The organism is Sphingomonas asaccharolytica NBRC 15499 (assembly GCF_001598355.1).
In the GTDB taxonomy this organism is placed as follows: domain Bacteria; phylum Pseudomonadota; class Alphaproteobacteria; order Sphingomonadales; family Sphingomonadaceae; genus Sphingomonas; species Sphingomonas asaccharolytica.
Genome location: NZ_BCYU01000003.1, coordinates 74,857 through 96,511 on the forward strand (window position 1 = coordinate 74,857; position 21,655 = coordinate 96,511).

At 64.7% G+C, this 21,655-nt stretch carries 23 protein-coding genes; 7 read left to right on the plus strand and 16 right to left on the minus strand.

Features of this window, described 5'->3' with window-relative positions; all coding sequences use genetic code 11:
• Window positions 1-16 precede the first annotated feature (16 nt).
• From SAS01S_RS01545 to SAS01S_RS01555, 3 genes are all read right to left on the minus strand, one after another.
• A complete protein-coding gene (locus tag SAS01S_RS01545; protein WP_066803710.1) occupies window positions 17-418 on the minus strand; it encodes a VOC family protein in 402 nt (133 codons plus the stop codon).
• A 69-nt stretch (window positions 419-487) separates the two neighbouring features.
• Window positions 488-901 carry a VOC family protein gene (locus tag SAS01S_RS01550; RefSeq protein ID WP_066803823.1) on the minus strand — a complete coding sequence of 138 codons (414 nt, stop codon included), beginning with the start codon at window positions 899-901 and terminating at the stop codon, window positions 488-490.
• A 152-nt stretch (window positions 902-1,053) separates the two neighbouring features.
• On the minus strand, window positions 1,054-1,653 hold the full coding sequence (locus SAS01S_RS01555; protein WP_066803713.1) for a Crp/Fnr family transcriptional regulator: 600 nt from the start codon (window positions 1,651-1,653) through the stop codon (window positions 1,054-1,056).
• A gap of 235 nt (window positions 1,654-1,888) precedes the next feature.
• Here SAS01S_RS01555 and SAS01S_RS01560 point away from each other — a divergent pair, with 235 nt between their 5' ends.
• Complete coding sequence (locus SAS01S_RS01560) at window positions 1,889-2,665, plus strand: alpha/beta fold hydrolase (RefSeq protein ID WP_066803715.1); 777 nt, start codon at window positions 1,889-1,891, stop codon at window positions 2,663-2,665.
• 75 nt (window positions 2,666-2,740) lie between these two features.
• Here SAS01S_RS01560 and SAS01S_RS01565 read toward each other — a convergent pair whose 3' ends face one another.
• From SAS01S_RS01565 to SAS01S_RS01585, 5 genes are all read right to left on the minus strand, one after another.
• Window positions 2,741-3,463 (minus strand): class I SAM-dependent methyltransferase, encoded by a 723-nt coding sequence (locus SAS01S_RS01565; RefSeq protein WP_245656709.1) that lies wholly within the window; start codon window positions 3,461-3,463, stop codon window positions 2,741-2,743.
• Window positions 3,435-3,887, minus strand: coding sequence for a nuclear transport factor 2 family protein (locus SAS01S_RS01570; RefSeq protein WP_066803722.1), 453 nt, complete (start codon window positions 3,885-3,887; stop codon window positions 3,435-3,437). Before SAS01S_RS01570 ends, SAS01S_RS01565 begins: the two co-directional genes overlap by 29 nt.
• An 89-nt stretch (window positions 3,888-3,976) precedes the next feature.
• Window positions 3,977-4,612: an NADPH-dependent F420 reductase gene (locus SAS01S_RS01575; RefSeq protein WP_245656711.1), complete on the minus strand. Its 636-nt coding sequence runs from the start codon at window positions 4,610-4,612 to the stop codon at window positions 3,977-3,979.
• Window positions 4,609-5,361: an SDR family NAD(P)-dependent oxidoreductase gene (locus SAS01S_RS01580; protein WP_066803728.1), complete on the minus strand. Its 753-nt coding sequence runs from the start codon at window positions 5,359-5,361 to the stop codon at window positions 4,609-4,611. Before SAS01S_RS01580 ends, SAS01S_RS01575 begins: the two co-directional genes overlap by 4 nt.
• A 36-nt stretch (window positions 5,362-5,397) precedes the next feature.
• A complete protein-coding gene (locus tag SAS01S_RS01585) occupies window positions 5,398-6,132 on the minus strand; it encodes an SDR family NAD(P)-dependent oxidoreductase (RefSeq protein ID WP_066803731.1) in 735 nt (244 codons plus the stop codon).
• A gap of 220 nt (window positions 6,133-6,352) precedes the next feature.
• Here SAS01S_RS01585 and SAS01S_RS01590 point away from each other — a divergent pair, with 220 nt between their 5' ends.
• The 3 genes from SAS01S_RS01590 (at window position 6,353) to SAS01S_RS01600 (ending at window position 9,200) form a co-directional block, all read left to right on the plus strand.
• Window positions 6,353-7,249: a LysR family transcriptional regulator gene (locus SAS01S_RS01590; protein WP_066803734.1), complete on the plus strand. Its 897-nt coding sequence runs from the start codon at window positions 6,353-6,355 to the stop codon at window positions 7,247-7,249.
• Between the two features lie 142 nt (window positions 7,250-7,391).
• Window positions 7,392-8,315: a Gfo/Idh/MocA family protein gene (locus SAS01S_RS01595; RefSeq protein WP_066803737.1), complete on the plus strand. Its 924-nt coding sequence runs from the start codon at window positions 7,392-7,394 to the stop codon at window positions 8,313-8,315.
• 39 nt (window positions 8,316-8,354) lie between these two features.
• A complete protein-coding gene (locus SAS01S_RS01600; protein WP_066803740.1) occupies window positions 8,355-9,200 on the plus strand; it encodes a ThuA domain-containing protein in 846 nt (281 codons plus the stop codon).
• A gap of 13 nt (window positions 9,201-9,213) precedes the next feature.
• On the opposite strand, the gene SAS01S_RS01605 is transcribed toward SAS01S_RS01600, so the two are convergent.
• Window positions 9,214-10,500 (minus strand): sugar MFS transporter, encoded by a 1,287-nt coding sequence (locus SAS01S_RS01605; protein WP_066803831.1) that lies wholly within the window; start codon window positions 10,498-10,500, stop codon window positions 9,214-9,216.
• Between the two features lie 178 nt (window positions 10,501-10,678).
• Here SAS01S_RS01605 and SAS01S_RS01610 point away from each other — a divergent pair, with 178 nt between their 5' ends.
• Window positions 10,679-12,475, plus strand: a complete 1,797-nt coding sequence (locus SAS01S_RS01610) for an IlvD/Edd family dehydratase (protein WP_066803744.1) — start codon at window positions 10,679-10,681, stop codon at window positions 12,473-12,475.
• A 169-nt stretch (window positions 12,476-12,644) separates the two neighbouring features.
• Here the strand turns inward: SAS01S_RS01610 and SAS01S_RS01615 are convergent, their stop codons facing one another.
• From SAS01S_RS01615 to SAS01S_RS01625, 3 genes are read right to left on the minus strand one after another with little or no spacing between them, the layout of a single operon-like run.
• The gene (locus SAS01S_RS01615; protein ID WP_066803752.1) at window positions 12,645-13,358 is read right to left on the minus strand and encodes a FadR/GntR family transcriptional regulator; all 714 of its coding nucleotides are present in this window, start codon (window positions 13,356-13,358) and stop codon (window positions 12,645-12,647) included.
• A 42-nt stretch (window positions 13,359-13,400) separates the two neighbouring features.
• Window positions 13,401-14,372 carry an AraD1 family protein gene (araD1, locus tag SAS01S_RS01620; RefSeq protein WP_066803756.1) on the minus strand — a complete coding sequence of 324 codons (972 nt, stop codon included), beginning with the start codon at window positions 14,370-14,372 and terminating at the stop codon, window positions 13,401-13,403.
• Complete coding sequence (locus SAS01S_RS01625) at window positions 14,369-15,949, minus strand: aldehyde dehydrogenase (NADP(+)) (RefSeq protein ID WP_066803758.1); 1,581 nt, start codon at window positions 15,947-15,949, stop codon at window positions 14,369-14,371. Before SAS01S_RS01625 ends, araD1 begins: the two co-directional genes overlap by 4 nt.
• A 233-nt stretch (window positions 15,950-16,182) precedes the next feature.
• On the opposite strand from SAS01S_RS01625, the gene SAS01S_RS01630 reads away from it, so the two are divergent.
• Together SAS01S_RS01630 and SAS01S_RS01635 are read left to right on the plus strand one after the other, a co-directional pair.
• Entirely contained in the window at window positions 16,183-16,905 is a 723-nt protein-coding gene (locus SAS01S_RS01630; RefSeq protein WP_066803833.1) for an SDR family oxidoreductase, read from the plus strand.
• Between the two features lie 176 nt (window positions 16,906-17,081).
• The gene (locus SAS01S_RS01635) at window positions 17,082-17,843 is read left to right on the plus strand and encodes a FadR/GntR family transcriptional regulator (protein ID WP_245656710.1); all 762 of its coding nucleotides are present in this window, start codon (window positions 17,082-17,084) and stop codon (window positions 17,841-17,843) included.
• A gap of 96 nt (window positions 17,844-17,939) precedes the next feature.
• On the opposite strand, the gene SAS01S_RS01640 is transcribed toward SAS01S_RS01635, so the two are convergent.
• The 4 genes from SAS01S_RS01640 to rhmD are packed head-to-tail and all read right to left on the minus strand — an operon-like array spanning window position 17,940 to window position 21,647.
• Window positions 17,940-18,845: an amidohydrolase family protein gene (locus SAS01S_RS01640; protein WP_066803761.1), complete on the minus strand. Its 906-nt coding sequence runs from the start codon at window positions 18,843-18,845 to the stop codon at window positions 17,940-17,942.
• 1 nt (window position 18,846) lies between these two features.
• A complete protein-coding gene (locus SAS01S_RS01645; protein WP_066803768.1) occupies window positions 18,847-19,596 on the minus strand; it encodes an SDR family NAD(P)-dependent oxidoreductase in 750 nt (249 codons plus the stop codon).
• Window positions 19,593-20,450, minus strand: coding sequence for a fumarylacetoacetate hydrolase family protein (locus SAS01S_RS01650; protein WP_066803771.1), 858 nt, complete (start codon window positions 20,448-20,450; stop codon window positions 19,593-19,595). The genes SAS01S_RS01645 and SAS01S_RS01650 overlap by 4 nt, the downstream gene beginning before the upstream one ends.
• A 9-nt stretch (window positions 20,451-20,459) precedes the next feature.
• Complete coding sequence (gene rhmD, locus SAS01S_RS01655; protein WP_066803774.1) at window positions 20,460-21,647, minus strand: L-rhamnonate dehydratase; 1,188 nt, start codon at window positions 21,645-21,647, stop codon at window positions 20,460-20,462.
• Between the last annotated feature and the right edge of the window lie 8 nt (window positions 21,648-21,655).

A 21,655-nucleotide genomic window follows, 5' to 3' on the forward strand; every position in this document is an offset into this window, starting at 1 on the left:
AGCTCCACATTGAAAGTCATGGCCGTGCCTCCTCGGGAGGTGAGATCTCCGGCGCGGCCGTCAGACATTCGAGGAGATGTCCATTCGGATCGTCGAAGTAGAAGCCCCGGCCGTTGAACCGGTGGTTCAACTGGCCGCCCAGCGTTCTAGCCGGGTCCGCCCAGATGGGCTGAGATCTGGATCGCAGCCGCGCCAGCACGTCCTCGAACTCGTGCTCCGCGACCTGAAAGGCATAATGCTGGGGCGAGACCTCGCCGGTCTTCTCCATGAAGTCCATCGAGACCCCGTTGGAGAGTTGCACGACCATGAAGTGCAGAAAGGGGCGGGCGGGCGGCAGGCCCAGGGTTTCCGTAAGGAATTGCGACGAGGCCTGCTTGTCGCGACACCAGACGATGGTGTGATTGAACTGGATCGACATGGTCGTCTCCTTTGCCGTGCAAGGGTGGCTGCCGCGACGGCAGCACACCCCTTGCAACCATGGGTCGGATCAATCCGCCGCGCTCGAAAAGCCCGACATGTCCATCCACACCGCTTCCCAGACATGCCCATCGGGGTCGGCCAGACTGCGATTGTAGAGGAAGCCGAGGTCCTGCGTCGGATTGATGTCCGCATTGCCCCCATGGTCGGCGGCGGCGTCGTTCATCTGATCGACCGCCTCGCGGCTGTCGCACGAGATCGCCAGCATCACTTCGCTCGAGGTCGCCGGCGCGATCGGCCGGCTGGTGAAGCCCTGCCACTTGGGGTGGGTGAGGAGCATGACGTTGATCGTCTCGCTCCACACCATGCACGCCGCCGTTTCATCGCTGAACTGCGCGTTGTTGGTAAATCCCAATGCCTCGTAGAACGCCTTGGACCGAGCGAGGTCGGTCACTGGCAGGTTCACAAAGATCGTCTTCGCCATCATAGGGCTCCTCTGGTCGGCAAGTCCTACCGGCCGACAAGGAGGCGGTAGTTGCCGTTCCAAGCTCCGCCATGACCGTCATGGCGATTGCTTGTCAGGGAGGAGTAGAGGCGTGTCGGCCGCGAAGAATTGATGTTTGGTATGAAATCGCGTCAGCGACTGTCTGGTCTCCGCATGGCGATCGTTTTCCGCAACCGGCTGAGGCTTTCCGGCGTAATGCCCAGCCAGGCCGCGATGTGGTGCTGCTTCAAGCGCCGGTGCAGCTCCGGCTCGCGCTGAATGAAATCGACGTAACGCTGCATCGCGTCGTCATGCCGGAAGGCGATCTCGCCCGGCTCTTTTTCGATGATCCAGTGGCGCTCCATATAGCTGATATAGAAAGCGGCAATGTCGGGGACTTCGCGGACGAGCGCCTTGAAGGCGGCGAATTCATATTCGAGCACGGCGCTGTTTTCGATCGCCGTGATCGTGAATAGGCTGGGCTCGCCGAGCAAGGTCGCGCTGACCGACGCGGCAATGCGGTTTTCGGGGAAGAAATATTTAATGACCAGGTCGCCGTCGCGGCCGACATAATGCTGGCAGAGCAGACCCTCGACGACGAAGGCGCAGGTCGTGGGGACGTCGCCCGCCCGAATGAACGGCTCGTCCTTGCGATACTGCCGGGGCCGCAGGAGCGATGACCAAGCCAGCTCGGCTTTCGCCGACAGATCGGTATAGGTCCGGACCTTGGAGAAGAATGCGTCTGCGCTCATTACGTGAATCCACCACTTGGCGATGGCTGAGACTTGGCTCCTCCCATAGGCGACCCGAGGGGGCAACTGGCTTGGCGTCCTCTCGAACGCCGACCGCATCGACCCGGACTTCAGGCCAATAGCGGCAGTTTGCTGGCGGTTCCGGTGACGGTATAGTCGATTTCATTCAAGCGACGGTGATCGTCTCGCATCGTTCTGCCGGTCCACCGACGCCGGCCGTGAAGGAGCAACCGACATGATCGACAGGCGAACCTTCTCTGCCAGCCTGGCTGCCGGCGCTGCCGCCTCGCTGGTTGCCGCCCGCGGCATGGCCGCGATTCCGGTCCCGACGAAGGCGCGCAATGTCGTCCTCGTCCATGGATTATTCGCCGACGGCTCATGCTGGTCCGAGGTGATCGCGCGTTTGCAGGCAGCTGGGCTTAATGCCACGTCCGTGCAGAATCCCCTGACGACGCTGCCTGAAGCAGTCGCATCGGCGCAGCGCGTGCTGGACCGTCAGGACGGCCCGACTGTGCTGGTTGGACATTCATTCTCCGGAATGATCGTCACGGAGGCCGGCGTTCATCCGAACGTCTCGGCACTTGTCTATGTGGCGGCGCGGGCGCCGGACTCCGGTGAGGACTATACGGCTCTGGCGAAGACGTTTCCGACGCCCCCGGCATCCGCCGGGATCGTCTATGACGGCGATGAGGGGCGTCTCAGCGAAGCAGCGTTCCTGCGCGATTTCGCGGGCGATCTGCCGAAAGAAAAGGCCAAGATCCTCTACGCTGTCCAGCAACCGTTCCAAAAAGTCCTGCTGACGGGAAAGACCACGCACGCGGCCTGGCGGTCGAAACCGAGCTTCTATGCCGTTTCGACGGAGGACCGGACGATCAACCCCGATCTCGAACGCTTCATGGCCAAGCGCATGGGCGCCAAGACCATCGAAGTGAAGGCAAGTCACCTCTCCCTCATTTCTCATCCCGGGGAGATCGCCCAGCTCATTCTCGAAGCCGCCGGACAACGCAGGTAACCGGAGCGAACGACTTCTGCTGACCCAGGCGATGAGCGCGGGGTTCGTCTTCCATCGATCGGCGGGACGAACCTGTTAGCGCTTCACGAACCGATAGGCGAAGCGATCGGTCTCGCCCTTGATCGAGGGGTCGAACACCTTGATCGAGTGCGGATCGTCCTTATTCGCCAGCGTGGTGCTTTGCGCATCCAGCGAGAAGCCCGCCGCCTCCACCTCCTCGCGGACCGACGCCGGATCGATCCGATGCAGCGATTGGGTATCGCTCGTGCCTGACCCTGCGGCGGCGGCGTGATCGACGATGACGTAGGACCCACCAGGCTTCAGCCGCTCGTAGACGGCTCGATTGAAGTCGGCTGCGGTCGCACCCTTGGACTGGATCAGCTCGGTGTGGAGATCGTGGTAGAACAGGTGAAGCCACAGAACGTCCGCTGGTTGCGTGACTTCCGGCATCGCCAGCAGATCCGCCGAGACGGCTTCGACATTCGCTCGGCCCGGTTCCTTGGCAAGCGTCCGCATGAGGCCGACCGGATCGTTCTCGAAGTGAGCGACTTCGGCCGGGACAAAGCTGTAGACCCGTCCTTCGGGTCCAACGATGTCGGAGAAGAGGCGGGTCCAGTTGCCGTCGCCCGGATAGACGTCGATGACGGTGGAGCCCGCATCGACGCGTGCGAACCGGATCAATTCGGATTGTGTGGATTGGTCGTACATAGGGATCTCCGTTGCAGTTTGGCATGCGACGGGCACGTCGCGGACGAGGCGGCGAGCCGGATCAAGAAGCGCGCAGATCGCTGCCGTCATCGGGCCGACCTTCTGCACTCTCCGGGCCCGTCATCGCGGCGGCCCGCGCCAATGCCTGCGTGTCGACATACTCCCGGATGCTCGTCAGCCTGCCGTCTCGAACCGTGATGGCGAAGATCCAGTCATCCTCGAACGTCTTGTTCGTGGCTTTGATCCTCCCTTCGGCAAAGCCGACGACCAGAACCCGGTCTCCCTGCGCTACGAACTCGCGCGGTTCCGTGGACGTTTCGATCGACTTGGAGGCGGTCTCGAGCAAATCCGCCAACCCTGCGTGCCCGCGGCGCGTTCCGGCCAGCGGCCAATCCTTGCCCGGGATGATCCACTCGATGTCTTCGGCGACCAGCGCCAGCAGAGCCCCTCTATCGCCGCTCCCGATCGCGGCGAAAAACTCCTTCACGGTCTGAACGTTGTTCTGGATACTCATGGCGATCTCTCCATTCCCCCCTTTCGCGATCGGATCCGCTCGATCCGATCGCGTCCGTTGTGTTGCTGTGGGTGGGAACGTCGTGTTGATCAGTCGAACTTGACCAAATCCTTGAAGATCAACCGGCCCCAAACATTGCCGTGCGCCTGCACAAGCAATCCGCCTTCCGAAAGCCCGCCCAGGTTGATCGGCGCAAAGCCGAGCTTCTCCGCAAGCGCGCCGATTTCCGATGCCGCAGCGTCGTCGTCGCTCGTCAGGAACACGACACGCTTGCCGCCGTGTACGGCCGGATCCTGAGCGAGGATCGAACCGACGAGATGGTTGAAGCCCTTGACCAGCTTGCCGCCGGTAAAGGCCTGCTCGACGACCCTGGCGGAAGGCTGTCCGCCCAGTTCTTCATCGGGCACGCCGTATGCGTTAGTCACGTCGACGATGATCTTGCCCTGCCAATTGGGCAACGCCTTCGCGACATCCGTGTGCTGATGGAAACGGACGGCCAGGAAGATGACGTCAGCCTTGACCGCCTCCGCGAGCGTTTTGGGCGTGATCCCGCGTCCGATCGCGGCCGCGACGGATGCAAAGCTCTGCGGATCGCGGGTGGTCGCGACGCCTACCTCGATTCCCTTGCGCGCAAATGTCTTGGCGAGGGTCTGGCCGATCTCGCCGAAGCCGATGATTGCGTAACTCATGCCGTGTCTCCAATCGTATGTGATGCCTGGGGTCAGACTTGCGCCAGGCCGCCATCGACGGCGAGATCGACGCCGGTGATGTAGGAACTTTCGTCGGAGGCGAGGAACGTGACGGCAGCCGCGATTTCCTCTGGCTGGCCCCTGCGACCCATGGGGACTTGCGAAGCAAATTGGGCGGCCGCTTGCTCGGCTTGCTCGGGGGTTAGCCCCGTCGTTGTCGCCAAAGCGGGGGTGTCGATCGGTCCCGGGCTCATCGTATTCACCCGAATCTTGCGGTCTTTGAGCTCGAGCGTCCAAGCGCGCGAGAAGCTGCGTACGGCCGCCTTGCTCGCGGCGTAGGCACTAAATGCCGGCAATCCCATGATGTTAGAGACCGAGGAGGTCAGGATAATCGATCCGCCGTCTTTGAAGAGCGGAAGTGCCTTTTGGACCGTAAAGAACAAGCCCTTCACGTTCACGTCGAAGGTCTGGTCGAAATGGGCCTCGGTTGCCAATTCGAGCGGAGCGACGGTCCCCGCGCCAGCGTTCGCAAAGAGAATGTCGATGCGACCATGTTTCTCTTTCACGACGGCGTAGAGCCGATCCAGATCTTCCAAGCGCGATACGTCGCCGACGACCGTCGTAACGTTTTCTCCAATAAGGGCTGCAGCCTCCTCCAGCTCTTTCTCTCGCCGCCCGGTGATCACGACATGCGCACCTTCTTCGACGAAGCGCTTGGCTGTGGCCAACCCGATTCCGCTGCTGCCGCCGGTGATGACCGCGACCTTGTCTTCAAGCTTCTTCATAAATCTTATCCTTGCTTGTGTGTGGAGCCGCCGGCGTCAGAGCTGCGCCAGGCCGCCGTCGACCGCGACTTCGCTGGCGGTCATGAAGCTGCTGTCCGACGACGCGAGAAAGGCGGCCACGGCCCCAATCTCCGCCGGATCGGCCATGCGCTGGAGCGGAGTCATCGCGGCGAAGGCCTTCTGGCCCTCTTCGCCCAGCGCTTCCTTGGCGAGTTCGGTCGCCGTCGCTCCGGGCGACAGCACGTTTACCCGTATGCCGGTGCCCTTCAGGTCCTCGGCCCAGGTCCGCGCGAGGTTGCGCACCGCCGCCTTGCTCGCGCTATAGGCGCTGAATGCCGGGGCGCCGGTGGTGCCGGCGCTCGATCCGGTCAGGATGATCGACCCGCCCGGGCCCATCAGCGGCAGGGCGTTCTGGACGGTGAAAATCGTACCCTTCACATTGGTGTCGAAGGTATCGTCGATATGCTCGGCGGTGATCTCGCCCAGCGCAAGCGGGCTTCCCGCCCCGGCGTTGGCGAAGACGACGTCGAGCGTTCCACGCTCGGCCTTCACTGCCGCGTAAAGCCGGTCGAGATCGGCCAGATCGGAAACCGAGCCTTTGACCGCGCGGGCATTGGGCCCGAGTTCGGCCGCAGCCGCGTCGAGCGTTTCCTGCCGGCGGCCGAAGATGAAGACAAAGGCGCCCTCCGCGATGAAGCGCTTTGCCGCGGCAAGGCCGATGCCCGTCGCGCCACCCGTGATGACTGCAGTCTTATTCTCTAGCTTTCCCATGACATCTCTTTCGACGCGATCTTTGGTTGATCGGGGGAGGCCCCCGAGAAGCTCAAACATGGGTCTGCAGAGTGGGGCGCGGAGTGCGAAAGTGCGCACATCGGTGGTGCGAAATCGATCCGGCTGGATGACTGGCATGGCCTGTACCCGACGATATCGGCTATGCTCGCCGGTAGATATCGGGTCTGGAAAGGCGCACCGCGCGGTGCGAGACTGCACCATGATCGACTGGGATGACGTTCGCTACTTTCTGGCCATCGCGCGCGAAGGCTCGGTGCGCGCTGCCGCCCAGCGTCTCGGCGTGAACCATGCGACCGTGCTGCGACGCGTCGCGCACCTCGAGGAACGCCTTGGCGCGCAGATGTTCGAAAAGCTGCCGTCGGGCTACCGCCTGACGATCGCAGGCGAGGAGGTCGTCGAGCTCGCGACCCAAATGGAGGCGTCGTCGCATCAGCTGGAGACGCGCGTCTTCGGACGTGACCAGAGCGTGCGCGGGCCTTTGCGGGTGACACTGGCACCGCCTCTCGCGACACACCTGCTCATGCCGGACTTCGCCGATTTCGCGCGCCTGCATCCGGACATCGAGATGGACGTCTTGTCGTCCGGCGATCTCGCCAACCTGACAAACAGAGAGGCCGATGTCGCGATCCGCGTTGTCTACGACCGCAAAACCCTGCCGCTCAATCTCCACGGCCTGAAGGGACCGGAGGTGTTTGGCTGTGTCTACATGTCCCGCGATCGACTCGCCGCCTGGCGCGCGGGCGCGCCCGATCCCATCCGATGGATCGTCATAAGCGCGCACGGAGTTCCGGATTGGGCTAGTGAGGGCGAGCTTCGCACCACGGGAGTTCCATTCCGTACCACGGATGCCCAAGCGCAAATCGTTGCTGTACGGCACGGGCTTGGGATCACGACATTGCCATGCTTCGTCGGCGATGCCGACCCCCTATTGGTGAGGGTGCCGAGCGTCGACCTGCACCTGTACGGAACGCTCTGGCTTCTCACACAGGGAGAGACGCGCAAGACCAAGCGCGTGCGGCTCTTCACGGACTTCGTATCCCGCAGGCTGGCTGCCTACGCTCCGCTTCTCGCCGGACTGTCCATATCGGGCGACTGACGCGCAGAGGGTTATTCAATGGTCATGGGTCGGGGGGATGCGTCGCGCGGCGGTTCCTTGGCCCCTTTTGCTGATACTCGGTTGCTAGCAGTCCGGCCCGCCGATAGGAATATGTACGATTTATTTTGGCGCGGGAGCGAATATGAAGAGGCTGCGGATCGGACTGGTGGGACTCGGCAAGATCGCGCGGGACCAACATCTGCCGGCGCTCGCCGCGAACCCGGATTACGATCTCGTCGCGATCGCTAGCCGCAACGCCACGCTCGATACCGTTGCCAACTTCCCGACCATCGAGGCGATGCTCGGCGGCGATGTCGCACTCGACGCCGTATCGCTCTGCACGCCGCCGCGTGGCCGCTTCGATCAGGCGCGCATGGCGATCGGGGCAGGGCTGCATGTCATGATGGAGAAGCCGCCAGCCGCGACTATTTCGGAAGCGGTCGCGCTGGCCGATATGGCGAAAGCGAAAGGCGTGGTGCTGTTCGCCACGTGGCATTCGCGCGAAGCAGCCGGAGTCGAGCCGGCGCGCGCCTGGCTCGCCGGACGACAGATCGATGCGGTCCGGATCGCGTGGCGTGAGGATATCCGCCGCTGGCATCCGGGACAGGATTGGATACTCGAGGCAGGCGGGTTCGGCGTGTTCGATCCCGGCATCAACGCTCTTTCGATCGCGACCAGGATACTGCCCGAGCCCTGGCGGGTGGACAATGCGACGATCACCGTTCCTGCTGGCCGGCAGGGGCCGCTCAAGGCGACGCTCGCGATGTTGGCAGGCGCCGTCCCGGTATCGGCCGAATTCGATTTCCTGCAGACCGGCCCACAGACCTGGGACATCGAGGTCGATACCGATGCCGGCACGTTGGTGCTGTCGATGGGCGGTTCGATCCTGCGCCTGCCCGGCGAGCAACCGCGCAAAGCGGCGGACGCCGAATATCCAGGTCTCTACAGTCGCTTCGCGGAACTGGTTGCGACCGGCAAAAGCGATGTCGACTTGCGGCCGCTTCAGCTCGTGGCGGACGCCTTCCTGATCGCGGAACGTACCACCGGCGATGCGTTCGAATGGTGATCTTCTGCGGACAACCGGAAAAAACGGAGGGATGAGGCCATGATGTTACGTGCTGCGCTGGTGTTCGCAATCGCGCTCCAGGCTACGACTCCGGCGCCTGTCGCGACCTGGGTGCGCGATCCGCGCAACTGGCCGACGCCGGTCATGGACACGGTCCCGCCGGCGATCCCGGCAATGCGCAAAGGTGCGGTGCTGGTGCTCTCCAAGACCAACGGGTTTCGCGATCCAGATCAGATCGCCGCCGCGAAGACGGTGCTGGTCGAGCTTGTCCGCAAACAGCATCGCGACGTGTTCGAGACCGAGAATGCTGCCGTGATGAACCCGCGTGACCTCGCGCGTTTCGCGGTGGTCGTGCTCAGCAGCACCAGCGGGAAGATCTTCGACGACACTCAGCGCGCCGCGTTCGAATCATGGATCGAAAAGGGCGGTGGAGTGGTCCTGCTCCACGGCGCTGGCGGCGACCCGCATTATGACTGGAGCTGGTACCCGACCACGCTGATCGGCGCGCAGTTCATCGGCCATACCGCCTATCCCAAGCAATTCCAGCAGGCGACGATCGACGTGATCGACCGCAGCAATCCGGCGACGCGCGACCTGCCGGCGAAATGGGTGCGGACCGAGGAATGGTATTCGTTCGATCGGGTGCCGACCGGCAACGATACGCACATCCTCGCGACGCTTGACGAGAGCAGCTACGAACCCTTCCCCGAGCGCATGCGGATGGGCAAGATCCATCCGATCATCTGGACGCGCTGCGTCGGTCGGGGGCGGGTGTTCTTCTCCGCACTCGGCCATAAGGCGGAGACCTATTCGGAGCCGCTCCACCAGAAGATGATCGGCGGCGCGATCCGCTGGGCCGCGCGTGCGGAGGGGAAGGGCTGCTGACGCTGCCCGGCCGTCAGGCCGGGTTGGTCACCTTGCAGCCCCAAAGCGCGTAATACAGCACGTACATCTCGCACAAAGCCGTGACGATGAAGGCGAGCTGGATGCCGAAATTGTCGGCGACGCTACCCTGGATGAACACCAGCGCACCGCCGGCGATCGACATGATCAGCAATCCCGATCCCTCTTCGGTCAGCGGCCCGAGGCCGCGGATCGCAAGCGCGAAGATCGTCGGGAACATGATCGAGTGGAACAGGCCAACGGCGATCAGCGCGTACATTGCCGTGGGGCCAGGCACGAAGGTCGCGACGAGCGCCGACACCAGCGCCCCCACCGCGAACACCGCGAGCACCTTCTCCGGCGCGAAATAGCGCATGATCCACGCGCCGGCGAAGCGGCCGATCATCATTCCGCCCCATACGAAGGTCAGGTAGAAAGCAGCCTGCTCGTGGGTGATGTTGGCGATATGGGGCTGCGACGCGAAGTTGATGAACAGGTTGCCGACGCCGATTTCAGCCAGCACGTAGAGGAAGATCGCGCCACAGCCGAGGATCAGGTTGCGGTGCTTCCACAGCGATAGATGCTTGCGCTCATCGGCGTTGGCGCGCTGCGTTGCGGAGCCAAGCGCGGGCAGCTTGGCACGCGCGATGACGACGGTCAGCACCGCGAGCACGATCGCGACGATCAGATACGGCAATTCGGTCGCCTGCGCGTCGGCCATGCGCTGCGCATGGCTCAGCTGGACGCCCTCCGCCGAGGTGCCGGCGGTGGTGCGGGCGAGGATCAGATACCGGCCGAACACGATCGCCAGCACGTCGCCGGTTGTGTTGAACGCCTGGACCAGGGTGAGTCGCGACTCCGCGGTCTGGGGCGAGCCGATTACCGCGACATAAGGATTGGCGGCGACCTGGAGCAAGGCGATCCCGCACGACACGATGAACAGGGAGGCGAGCGTGACACCATAGGAAGGCAGGCTGGCCGCCAGGATCATCCCCAGCGACCCCACCGTCATCACCGCGAGCCCGACCGTCAGCGCCTTTTGATAGCCGATCCGCTCGATCAGCTTGGCCGCGGGAATCGAGGCGACGAGATAGCCGACGAACCACGTCGATTCGATCAGGGTGGTCTGCAGGTAATTGAGCTCGAAGACGCTCTTCAGGTGGGGCAGCAACGTGTTGTTGATGACCGTGATGAACCCCCACATGAAGAAGAGGCTGGCGAGCAAGGCGAGCGCTGGCCCGTATCTGCCGCCGGTCTGCATTCCGACCTGCTGACGCGGGGTAGTTGCCGCGGGACCTGCCATCATCCTCTTCCTTCATACGACCGCAAAGCTTGTGCCTTGGCTAATTGTCTGATTATATATCGCTTGTGCCGCGGTCAATCCGGTCGGCACCGAAAGGAGGGGCGGCATGCATAATGTATTGAGATTCATGAAATTCGCGGCCGCCTCGTGCCTCGCTCAATCTCCCCTGGAGCCCTGAATGCCCTCCGACAACATGCCCAAGCTCCGCAGCCGCGCCTGGTTCGATAATCCCGACAATGTCGACATGACCGCGCTGTATCTCGAGCGGTACCTGAATTTCGGCCTCAGTCTCGAGGAGTTGCAATCGGGCAAGCCGATCATCGGCATCGCGCAGACCGGATCCGACCTCAGCCCGTGCAACCGCCATCATCTCGTGCTCGCCGAGCGCGTGCGCGAAGGAATTCGTGAGGCGGGCGGCATCGCGCTCGAATTCCCGGTCCACCCGATCCAGGAAACCGGCAAGCGCCCCACCGCCGGTCTCGACCGCAACCTGTCCTATCTCAGTCTCGTCGAGACGCTCTACGGCTATCCGATCGACGGGGTGGTCCTGACGATCGGCTGCGACAAGACGACGCCCGCCTGCCTGATGGCGGCGGCGACGGTGAATATCCCGGCGATCGCCCTGTCGGTCGGGCCGATGCTCAACGGCTGGCACAAGGGCGAGCGTACCGGGTCGGGCACGATCGTCTGGAAAGCGCGGCAGATGCTCGCGGCAGGCGAGATCGACGATGCCGAGTTCATCCGCCTCGTCGCCTCGTCGGCCCCTTCGACCGGCTATTGCAACACGATGGGCACGGCGACGACGATGAACTCGCTGGCCGAGGCGCTCGGCATGGCGCTGCCGGGGTCGGCGGCGATCCCGGCGCCGTATCGCGACCGTCAGGAAGTCGCCTATCGCACCGGCAAGCGTGTGGTGGAGATGGTCGCGGAGGATCTCAAGCCGTCGGATATCCTCACCAAGGATGCCTTCCTCAACGCGATCGCGGTCAATTCGGCGATCGGCGGATCGACCAACGCGCCGATCCATCTGACCGCCATCGCGCGCCATGTCGGCGTCGATGTGCCGCTCAAGACCTGGCAGGACCATGGTCATGCCATCCCGCTGCTGGTCAATCTCCAGCCAGCCGGCGAGTATCTCGGGGAAGACTATTACCGCGCGGGCGGTGTTCCCGCGGTAGTCGCGCAATTGATCCAGCACGGATTGATCGCGGAAGGCGCGATGACCGCCAATGGCCGCACTATCGGCGACAATTGTCGCGACGCCGTGATCGAGGACGAAAAGGTCATTCGCCCGTTCGCCGATCCCCTGATGAAGGATGCCGGCTTCGTCGTCCTGTGCGGCAATCTGTTCGACAGCGCGATCATGAAGACCAGCGTGATCTCGCCCGAATTCCGCGACCGGTATCTCTCCAACCCCGACGATCCCGACGCGTTCGAGGGGCCGGTCGTGGTGTTCGACGGGCCGGAGGATTATCATGCGCGGATCGACGACCCTGCTACCGGCATCACGCCCGCGACCCTGCTGGTGATGCGCGGCGCGGGACCGATCGGCTATCCGGGCGCCGCCGAAGTGGTGAACATGCGGCCACCTGCGCACCTGATCCTCGACGGGGTCCACGCATTGCCCTGCATCGGTGACGGCCGGCAATCCGGCACGAGCGGCAGCCCCTCGATCCTCAACGCCTCGCCCGAGGCCGCGGCGGGCGGCGCGCTGGCGTTGCTCCGGACCGGCGATCGCGTGCGCATCGACCTCAGGCGCGGCACTGCCGACGTGCTGGTCGACGAGGCCGAACTCGCCGAACGGCGGCGTGTCTTGGAAGCGGCGGGCGGCTATCGTTATCCCGCGTCGCAAACGCCGTGGCAGGAAATCCAGCGCGCGGTGGTCGGCCAGCTCGGCAGCGGCGCCATCCTGGAAGGGGCGGAGGCCTATCAGCGCATCGCCCAGACCAAGGGTCTGCCGCGCGACAATCACTGACACTCCAATTTCCCCTCCCTTTAAAGGGAGGGGATTAAGGGGTGGGTGAGTATCGGGCGAGGCTCGATGCCTTGTCCGATACTGTTTTGCCGATAGGTTATTGAGTCTTTTGGGCGCGCAGACGCGCGCACCCACCCCCGACCCCTCCCTTGCAGGGAGGGGAGCTTTGTTACTCCCTCTCGGGCAATTCCATGTCCGTCAGCGCGAGCCGCAGCAGGTCGGTCATCGTGCGCCGCGCGCCATCGGCATCCTTTGCCGCGATCGCTTCATGAACGCGGCGGTGATCGGGCAGCGGGTCACGCGGCAGGTTGCGGCGCCGCTGCTTGAACTTGGTGGTCCAGCTCACCGCCGCGCCGACTGTGCTGGCAAGCGCGGTCAGCGGTTCGTTGCCCGCGGCGGCCAGGATGGCGCGGTGGAAACGCTGGTCGGCGGCGCGTCCGCGCTCGTCGGCCAGGCCGAATGCCTCCATGCCTTTGAGCGCGTCGGTCATTTCGGCAAGGTCCTGGTCGCTGCGCCGCTGTGCCGCGAACGCCGCCGCGGCTGGCTCGATAACCTCGCGCAGCTCGAACAAGTCGACGATGAACTGGGGGTCGGGCTCGCCCTCGAACGTCCAGGCCAGGATATCGGGGTCGAGCAGATTCCAGCGGTTGCGCGACGTGATTCGCGTTCCTGCCTTGGGTCGGCTTTCGACCAGCCCCTTGGCCGCGAGGATACGGATCGCTTCGCGATAAGCGGTGCGCGAGATGCCGAGTTCCTCGCTTGCCTCGATCTCGCCGTCCAATATGTCGCCAGGCCGGCGAATGCCGCCGACGATCTCGATACCGAGCTTACGCGCGATCGTACCGTGGATGCGTGGCGCGGGAGGGGGACGGTCGTCATCCATCGACCGCGCGAGCCTATGCGGTCGCGGCCCGGGTGACAATGCTCACAAGCTGCGCACCGCGATCTGAACTGCTGCCGCTCGCGCGAGCGGATTGCGCGCCGGCAGCGTGAAGGGGGGTGCTTCGACCTCGAACACGTCGCCCGGCTCGGTCTTCACCCCGTCGCTGAACGACAAAGTCGCGGTGCCGAAGAAGTGGACGTGCAGGTCGCCAGGGCGGCGAAAACCGGCATATTTGAAATGATGGTGCTCGAGATTGGTGATGCTGTGCGACATGTTCGCCTCGCCTGAGACGAATGGCTTCTCCCAGATCACCGCCCCGTCGCGCAGGATGCGGCTGGTGCCGCGAACATCTTCGGGCAGCTCGCCGAGCAGCAATTCCGGACCCAGCGCGGCGGCGCGCAGCTTCGAATGCGCCAGCCACAGATAATTGCCGCGCTCAGTGATATGGTCGGAGAATTCGTTGCCGAGCGCGAAGCCGATCCTGACCGGGGCGCCGTCCGGCGCGATCAGATAGATGCCGGCGATCTCTGGCTCCTCGCCGCCGTCGAGCGCGAAATCGGGCATCGCGAGCGGCGCGTCGGGCGCGGCCAGGATCGCGCCGTCGCCCTTGTAGAACCATTCTGGCTGGACGCCGATCGCGCCGGTCTCGGGCTTGCCGCCTTCCACCCCCATCAGGAACATCTTCATCGAATCGGTTGGCGCCGGGTTCTCGATCGCCGCGCGGTGCATCTTGTCGCGTCCCTCGGCCGAGCCGAGATGGGTAAGGCCGGTGCCGCTGACCAGCAGGTGCGCAGGGTCGGAATGATCGATCGGACAGAGCAGGGCGACGCCCGCAAGATCGATCGGCTCGCCGAGCCGCGCGCCAGCGAGTTCAGCGAGCGAGACGCCGGCCGCCATCGCTTCGGTAGCAAGCGCCAGCGTCGTCGTCGCACCGGACACGCGGCGTGCGCCGTCGTCACCCAGTGCGGCGACTCCGCGCGCACCATCGTCGAATTGGATGAGGGACCGGATCAATTGGGCGACTCCTCTCGCTGGCCATCGATGCGGCGGGCTATTCCCCACTCATTCGCGTCGCCGATCGCGGCGGGGATCAGGCTGGCCGGCAGATTCTGGAAGCAGACCGGACGCAGGAAACGCTCGATCGCCTTGCTGCCGACCGAGGTGGTGCGGCTGTCGCTAGTTGCGGGGAAGGGCCCGCCATGAACCATCGCGTGCGCGACCTCGACTCCGGTCGGCCAGCCATTGGCCAGGATGCGGCCGACGCGGCGGGCCAGCAGCGGCAGGATTTCCGCGGCAGCGGCTTCGTCGGCCGGATCGATCTGGATCGTCGCGGTCAATTGTCCCTCCAGCCCGGCGACGACTTTCGCCAGCTCGGCGGTGTCGCGGCAGCGCACGACGATCGAGGACGAACCGAACACCTCGTTGCCCAGCGCCGAATCGGCGAGGAACTGCTCGGCGCTCGTCTCGAACAGCGCACCCACTGCCTGGTTTGCCCCGTCACCCGGTCCGCCGCGCGCGACGGTGCGGACGGCGTCATGTCCGGCGAGCGCGCCGACACCCTTCTCGAACGCGGCGTGGATGCCCGGGGTCAGCATGGTCGCGGACCCGGTGCCCTGGAGCGCCTGACCGGCTGCCGCGACGAATGCGTCGAGGTCGGGACCGTCGAGCCCGATGACCAATCCTGGATTGGTGCAGAATTGCCCTGCACCCATCGTCAACGAGGCAACGAACGACGTGGCCAGCGCCGGTCCGCGCGCGGCGAGCGCGGCAGGGAACAGGATGACGGGATTGATGCTCGACATCTCCGCATAGACGGGGATCGGCTCGGCGCGCGCCGCGGCGATTCGCACCAGCGCCAGTCCGCCGCCGCGCGATCCGGTGAAGCCGACCGCGTTGATCCGCGGATCCGCGACCAGCGTCCCACCGAGCGCGTTGGTCTCGCCGGGAAGGTAGGAGAAGACGCCCGCCGGCAAGCCGCTCGATGCTACCGCCGCGGCGATCGCGCGCGCTACCAGTTCGCCGGTGCCGGGATGCGCGGGATGGCCCTTGACCACTACCGGACAACCGGCCGCCAGGGCCGAGGCGGTGTCGCCACCCGCAACCGAAAAGGCGAGCGGGAAGTTCGACGCGCCGAACACGGCAACCGGCCCCAGCGGCAGGTTCATCCGCCGAAGATCGGGGCGCGGCAGTGGCTGGCGGTCTGGGAGAGCCGGATCGATCGTGGCGTCAAGCCAGTCGCCTTGGCGAACGACGGACGCGAACAAGCGAAGCTGTCCGACGGTCCGCGCGCGCTCGCCCTCGAGCCGGGCACGGGGCAGGCCGGTTTCCTGCATCGCGCGAACGATCAGCTCATCGCCGATGTCGAGGATCGCCTGCGCAGCGGTATCGAGGAACGCGCCGCGCCTTTCGGGCGTGATCGCCGCATAGGCCGGAAAGGCTGCCTCGGCGAGCGCACAGGCCGCGTCCACCGCCTCGGCTCCGGCAGAGGAGAAAGCGGGCTGCAGAGCCTCACCGGTCGCCGGATCGACGGAAGTGAAGCGGGTATCGGACTGGCGCGCCTCCGCACCGATCAAGATGGAACCGTCTATCAAGGAATGTCTCCAATAACTCAGACATAATTAGCCTGGTTGATCGGTCGCATCAACCCCGTCCGAGATTGCGCGATTGGATCCTGCACTCGCCAGGAACACTGTAAGTACCGCCTTGGTCGCGAATGCTTGCCGCCTGAGTCGATGATGCCTGACGCACTTGGCGCTGGCCGAAGCTTGTTATAGCGCGGACCAGACGCGCAGCACTCCAATTCCCAGCCTTGAGGACCAAGACGTTGATCGACCTTACCGGAAAGACCGCCCTCGTGACCGCCGCCGCGCAAGGTATCGGACGCGCCTCGGTGCTGGCGCTTGCCGCCGCGGGCGCGCGCGTCATTGCGACCGACGTCAACGAAGCGGGGCTGGAGGGGTTGGCCGGCGAGCGGATCGAGACGCGCCGGCTTGACGTGCTCGATCCCGAAGCGGTCGCGGCGCTTGGCGACGAGACGATCGACATCCTGTTCAATTGCGCGGGCGTCGTCCACGGCGGAACGGTGCTCGAAACGAGCGACGCCGATCTCGATTTCGCGTGGCGGCTCAACGTCGTCGCGATGACACGGACCTGCCAGGCAGTGCTTCCCGGCATGGTCGAGCGCGGCGGCGGCGCGATCATCAACATGTCTTCGGTGGCGTCGAGCGTGAAGGGGGTGCCCAACCGCTTCGCTTATACCGTGACCAAGGCGGCGGTGGTTGGACTGACCAAGTCGATCGCAGCCGATTTCGTCGGCAACAACATTCGCGTTACCGCGATCTGTCCGGGCACGGTCGAGACGCCGTCCTTGCATGATCGTCTGTCCGCCGGCGGCGATTATGACGGCGCGCGCGCCGCCTTCATTGCGCGCCAGCCGATCGGCCGCATCGGCGCGCCGGAGGAGATCGCAGACCTGGTCGTCTATCTCGCGGGGGCGACCTACACGACGGGACAGGTGCAGATCGTCGACGGCGGGTGGACGATTTAGCGCTCGGCAGAAAAGCCAACTTCGGCCCAGCGAAGGCCGGGGCCCTGTCGGCGTCCTTTTAAAGGCATCCGGACGGCCACGCGGCTGCCGCTTGCGCCCATCGAGTTCCGGCCCTTATTGTCATACTGTTCACGATCCCGATCGGATTTCCGGCACCGGGCGATCGGAGGAGACCAATGACGATGCAATCCCGTCCTGATTTCGGAAGGATCGCCGACGCGACCTTGTCGAACGCGGACCAGGTCGCACGCTCGATCGGCAGCGATATCCTGTCGGGTGTCTTCGCGCCGGGTTCGAAATTGCCGTCCGAGGCCGAGATGCTGGCGCGTTTCGGTGTGTCGCGCACCGTCTTGCGCGAGGCGTTCAAGACGTTGACTGCGAAAGGCCTGATCGTCGCGCGGACGCGTGTCGGTACCACTGTGCTCGACAGCGTACATTGGAACTTCTTCGATGCCGACATCCTGGCTTGGAAGGTTGCGCAGGGACTGGATGTGGATTTCGTCCGCGACGTCGCCGCGATCCGTATGGCGATCGAGCCGGCGGCAGCCGAAGCCGCGGCCCAGCGGGCAACGCCGGAAGACATAGCGATCCTGCGCGGCTGCCTCGCCCGTATGGCGGAAGCGACGAGCAGCGCGAGCGACTTCGCCCATGCCGATCTCGATTTCCACAAAGCGGTCGGTTACGCCTCGGGCAATGTGCTGATGCGCTCGCTCGCGGCGGTGATCGAAACCGCTTTGCTCGCCTCGTTCCGGCTGAGCTCACCAGTACGCGAGGCCGAGGTGCATGAAGAGAGCGTGCAGGGCCATAGCCGCATCGTCGACCTGATCGAGGCCGGCGACGGCGCCGGCGCGGCACAGGCGATGCGCGCGATCATCACCCATGGCCTCGATCGGCTCGAGCGCGCGAGTGCATCCCGCAAGCGCAAGACCGCGAAGTAATCCTCTATCCGATCCGCCACGACAGACGCGGGCGCTCGACATCGGTGCCGGGCAGGTCGCTGGTATATTCGGCGCGCCGGTCGACAACGCGCACGATCAGAGCGTCAGGCCAAGGCGGTAGAGCCGATTGGCGTTGCCCGCGAACAAGGCGCGGCGCTCGTCGTCGCTGAAATCGGCGACGATGGCGTTATAGGCATCGAGATGCTGATCGAACCCGCCGAACAATTTATCGGTCGGGAAGTCGCTGGCGAACATGGCGCGGCCGGTGCCGAACAGCTCGATCGTCTCGAGCACGTAGCTACGCATCTGCTCGATCGTCCATGGCCGGAAAGCGAAGCCGATGCCCGAAATCTTGACCGCGACATGCGGGATAGCGGCGAGCGCGCGCATCCCCGCGCGCCATTCCTCGCGACCGCTCTCGCCGACCATAATGCCGGCATGGTTGATCATCACCGGCACGTCGGGATGCCGTTCGAGCAACGGCGCCAGGGCGGGAAACTGGCCGGGATAGGCCTGGAGGTCGAAGCTCAATCCGTATTTGCCGAGCAGCGCGAAACCCGCTGCCCAGGCTTTGTCGCCGGTCACGTCGCGCGGCGTGTAGGTGCGCACCGGGTCGGGGTGCCAGTTGACGATATGGCGGATGCCGCGCACCGACCGGCGCTCGGCATGCGCGGCGAGCAAGGCTTCGACTTTGGGGTCATCGAGCGCGGCGAAGGCGACGATCGCGTTGGGCATGCCGCGCGCGTCGGCCATCGCCTGCAGCCAGTCGCTCTCCTGCAGCGCATCCGCCGGATCGGCGCCGGCATCGACATGGACGATGCCCCGCACGTCCCAGCCGTTGGCGTCGGCGAGATAGTCGTCTAGCCCGTAATCCTTCGCGATCGGCTCGACGCTGCCGTTCGGGCCGTCCTCCGCGAATGGCGGCATCAGCCACGGATAGCGGAGGTGGGACAGGTCCCACAGATGGACATGGGCATCGACGAAAGGCAGCCGCTCGGTCATGTCAGAAGGTCGTGCGGCCGCCGGACGTGTCGAAGGTGGATGCGGTGGTGAAGCTGCATTCCTCGCTCGCCATGAAGCAGACCATCGCGGCGGACTCGCTGACCTCGCCCAGCCGGCCCATCGGGATCTTCGAACGCATGTAATCGACCTGGCTTGGGGGCAATTGCGCCAGGATCGGGCTTTCGAACGTCGCCGGGGTCAGCGCATTGGCGATCACGCCCTTTTCGGCGAGCTCCTTGCCGAGCGATTTGGTGAAGCCGATCACGCCTGCCTTGGACGCCGAATAGGCGCTGGCATTGGGATTGCCTTCCTTGCCCGCAACCGATGCGATGTTGACGATGCGGCCATAGCCGTTCGCCAGCATCAGCGGCACGACCGCGCGGTTGCAGTAGAACAGGCCGTTCAAATTGATGTCGATCACCCGCTGCCAGCTGTCAATCGGGAATTCGTGGACCGGAACGGTCGCGCCGGTAATGCCGGCCGAGCACACCAATATGTCGACCTTGCCGAGCGCCGCGCCGCTGGCCTTGGCCGCTGCCTCGACCGCGGCGGGATCGGAGACGTCGAGCGCCTGCGTGTCGGTGGCGCCAACCTCGTCCTTCGCGGCGGCCAGCGCTTCGGGATTGAGATCCCAGAGCGCTACCGTCCCACCCTCCGCGACAATGCGCTTGGCGACGGCCTTGCCGAGGCCGGACGCGCCGCCGGTGACGATCGCTGCGCGCCCGGCGAAGCGACCTGCATAGACGCTCATTTGGCGGCGTCCCAGGCGACGAATTCCTGCCGTTGCTCGCCGAGCTTCTCGATGCCGAGCTCGACCACGTCGCCGGCCTTGAGATACCAGGGCTCGGGCTTCTGGCCGAGGCCGACGCCAGGCGGCGTGCCGGTGGTGATCACATCGCCCGGCAGCAAAGTCATGAATTGCGAGCAATAAGCGACGATCTGCGCGACGGTGAAGATCATCGTCTTGCTGCTGCCGTTCTGCATCTTCTTGCCGTTGACCGACAGCCACATCGCCAGGTTCTGCGGATCGCCGACCTCATCGGCGGTGACCATCCACGGGCCGATCGGTCCGAACGTCGGGAAGCCCTTGCCCTTGTCCCAGGTCAGGCCGCGCTCGATCTGCCAGTGACGCTCGGACACGTCGTTGACCACGCAATAGCCGGCGACATGGTCGAGCGCGTCCGCCTCGTCGACATAGGAAGCGGCGGTGCCGATCACGACGCCCAGTTCGACTTCCCAGTCGGTCTTCTTCGAGTCCTTCGGAATGGTGACGGGGTCGTTCGGCCCCTGGATGCAGCTCACCCATTTCTGGAACACGACCGGTTCCTCTGGCACCGGCAGGTTCGATTCGGCGGCATGATCGGCGAAGTTCGTACCGATCGCGATGAACTGGCGGGTGCCGGTCACGCAGGCGCCATAGCGGACCTCACCCTCGACCAGCGGCAGCGAGGCGGGATCGATCGCCGCGAGCTTGGCCAGGCCCTCCTTGCCCAGTTCGTCCGGTCCGATGTCCGCGACATGGCCCGACAGGTCGCGGATGCGCCCGTCGGCGTCGATCAGGCCGGGCTTCTCGGCGCCCACGGCACCATAACGGCAGAGTTTCATGGATAATCCTTAGTTTGAATAGGGACGGTGGAGCGCGATATCGCGATTGAGCTCGACGCCAAAGCCCGGCTTGTCGAGTTCGCTCGCGCGAATCTTGCCGTTCACCGGCACCGGCTCGCCCAGCAATTGCGGCGCGAACATCGGCACGATCTCGGTGGGCCCGGGGTGCATCATCAGGAACTCGGCGAACGGCGAATTGTGCCGCGTGATCACGAAGTGATAGCTGTAGACCGACGATCCGTGCGGCACCATCATCACGCCGCGGCTATCCGCGTAATTGGCGATCTTGATCAATTCGGTGACGCCGCCGCACCAGCCCACATCGGGCTGGATGATGTCGCAGCATTCCATGTCCATCAGCATGCGGAAGCCCCAGCGCGTCGCCTCATGCTCACCGGTGGTGACGAGCAGGCCCTTGGGCGCGTTCTTCTTCAGCTGGGCGTAGCCCCAATAATCGTCGGGGCTCAGCGCCTCCTCGATCCATTTGAGTCCGCATTCGTGCCAGGCGCGCTGCGCAAGCCGGGTCGCATAATCGATGTCGAGGCTCATCCAGCAATCGTACATCAGCCAGAAATCGTCGCCGCACTTGCTGCGCATGTCGGCGAGCAACGCGATGTTCTTCTCCATTCCCTCCAGCCCCTCGGCCGGGCCATGATGGAGCGGGAGCTTGCCGCCGATGAAGCCGAGTTGCTTGGCGATATCCGGCCGCGAGCCGGTGGCGTAGAATTGCAGCTCGTCGCGCACCGCGCCGCCGAGCATGTGATAGACCGGCTCGCCGCGCAATTTGCCGAGCAGGTCCCAGAGCGCGAGGTCGACGCCCGAAATGGCGTTCACCACCAGTCCCTTGCGCCCGTAATATTGGGTCGCGAAGTACATCTGGTCCCAGATCTTCTCATATTCGGCCGGGCTGCGGCCGACCAGGAATCGCGACAGATGCTTCTCGACGATGAACGCGGCGGGCTCGCCGCCGGTGGTCACCGCGAAACCGATTGTCCCGTCATCGGCCTCGAGTTCGACCACCAACGTGCCGAGGACGTTGATGCCGAAGCTCCGCCGCGACTGGCGATATTCCGGATACCGCGCCATCGGCGTCGAAATATGATCGTCGATCCAATGGCCGTCGCCCTGGTCGTGATAGTCGGCGCCGCCGCCCCGGACGGTGAACGCGCGAACATACTTGATCTTCGGCAGGCCCATCCGAATCC

What these genes read in the sequence shown, in the direction of transcription:
- SAS01S_RS01635 (WP_245656710.1), top strand. Translation starts at nt 17,082, where the DNA reads ATGACGATGCAATCCCGTCCTGATTTCGGAAGGATCGCCGACGCGACC.
- SAS01S_RS01565 (WP_245656709.1), bottom strand. Translation starts at nt 3,463, where the DNA reads ATGACGGCAGCGATCTGCGCGCTTCTTGATCCGGCTCGCCGCCTCGTC.
- SAS01S_RS01600 (WP_066803740.1), top strand. Translation starts at nt 8,355, where the DNA reads ATGATGTTACGTGCTGCGCTGGTGTTCGCAATCGCGCTCCAGGCTACG.
- SAS01S_RS01590 (WP_066803734.1), top strand. Translation starts at nt 6,353, where the DNA reads ATGATCGACTGGGATGACGTTCGCTACTTTCTGGCCATCGCGCGCGAA.
- SAS01S_RS01570 (WP_066803722.1), bottom strand. Translation starts at nt 3,887, where the DNA reads ATGAGTATCCAGAACAACGTTCAGACCGTGAAGGAGTTTTTCGCCGCG.
- SAS01S_RS01585 (WP_066803731.1), bottom strand. Translation starts at nt 6,132, where the DNA reads ATGGGAAAGCTAGAGAATAAGACTGCAGTCATCACGGGTGGCGCGACG.
- SAS01S_RS01555 (WP_066803713.1), bottom strand. Translation starts at nt 1,653, where the DNA reads ATGAGCGCAGACGCATTCTTCTCCAAGGTCCGGACCTATACCGATCTG.
- SAS01S_RS01550 (WP_066803823.1), bottom strand. Translation starts at nt 901, where the DNA reads ATGGCGAAGACGATCTTTGTGAACCTGCCAGTGACCGACCTCGCTCGG.
- SAS01S_RS01580 (WP_066803728.1), bottom strand. Translation starts at nt 5,361, where the DNA reads ATGAAGAAGCTTGAAGACAAGGTCGCGGTCATCACCGGCGGCAGCAGC.
- rhmD (WP_066803774.1), bottom strand. Translation starts at nt 21,647, where the DNA reads ATGGGCCTGCCGAAGATCAAGTATGTTCGCGCGTTCACCGTCCGGGGC.
- SAS01S_RS01595 (WP_066803737.1), top strand. Translation starts at nt 7,392, where the DNA reads ATGAAGAGGCTGCGGATCGGACTGGTGGGACTCGGCAAGATCGCGCGG.
- SAS01S_RS01645 (WP_066803768.1), bottom strand. Translation starts at nt 19,596, where the DNA reads ATGAGCGTCTATGCAGGTCGCTTCGCCGGGCGCGCAGCGATCGTCACC.
- SAS01S_RS01605 (WP_066803831.1), bottom strand. Translation starts at nt 10,500, where the DNA reads ATGGCAGGTCCCGCGGCAACTACCCCGCGTCAGCAGGTCGGAATGCAG.
- SAS01S_RS01650 (WP_066803771.1), bottom strand. Translation starts at nt 20,450, where the DNA reads ATGAAACTCTGCCGTTATGGTGCCGTGGGCGCCGAGAAGCCCGGCCTG.
- SAS01S_RS01610 (WP_066803744.1), top strand. Translation starts at nt 10,679, where the DNA reads ATGCCCTCCGACAACATGCCCAAGCTCCGCAGCCGCGCCTGGTTCGAT.
- SAS01S_RS01615 (WP_066803752.1), bottom strand. Translation starts at nt 13,358, where the DNA reads ATGGATGACGACCGTCCCCCTCCCGCGCCACGCATCCACGGTACGATC.
- SAS01S_RS01560 (WP_066803715.1), top strand. Translation starts at nt 1,889, where the DNA reads ATGATCGACAGGCGAACCTTCTCTGCCAGCCTGGCTGCCGGCGCTGCC.
- SAS01S_RS01640 (WP_066803761.1), bottom strand. Translation starts at nt 18,845, where the DNA reads ATGACCGAGCGGCTGCCTTTCGTCGATGCCCATGTCCATCTGTGGGAC.
- SAS01S_RS01545 (WP_066803710.1), bottom strand. Translation starts at nt 418, where the DNA reads ATGTCGATCCAGTTCAATCACACCATCGTCTGGTGTCGCGACAAGCAG.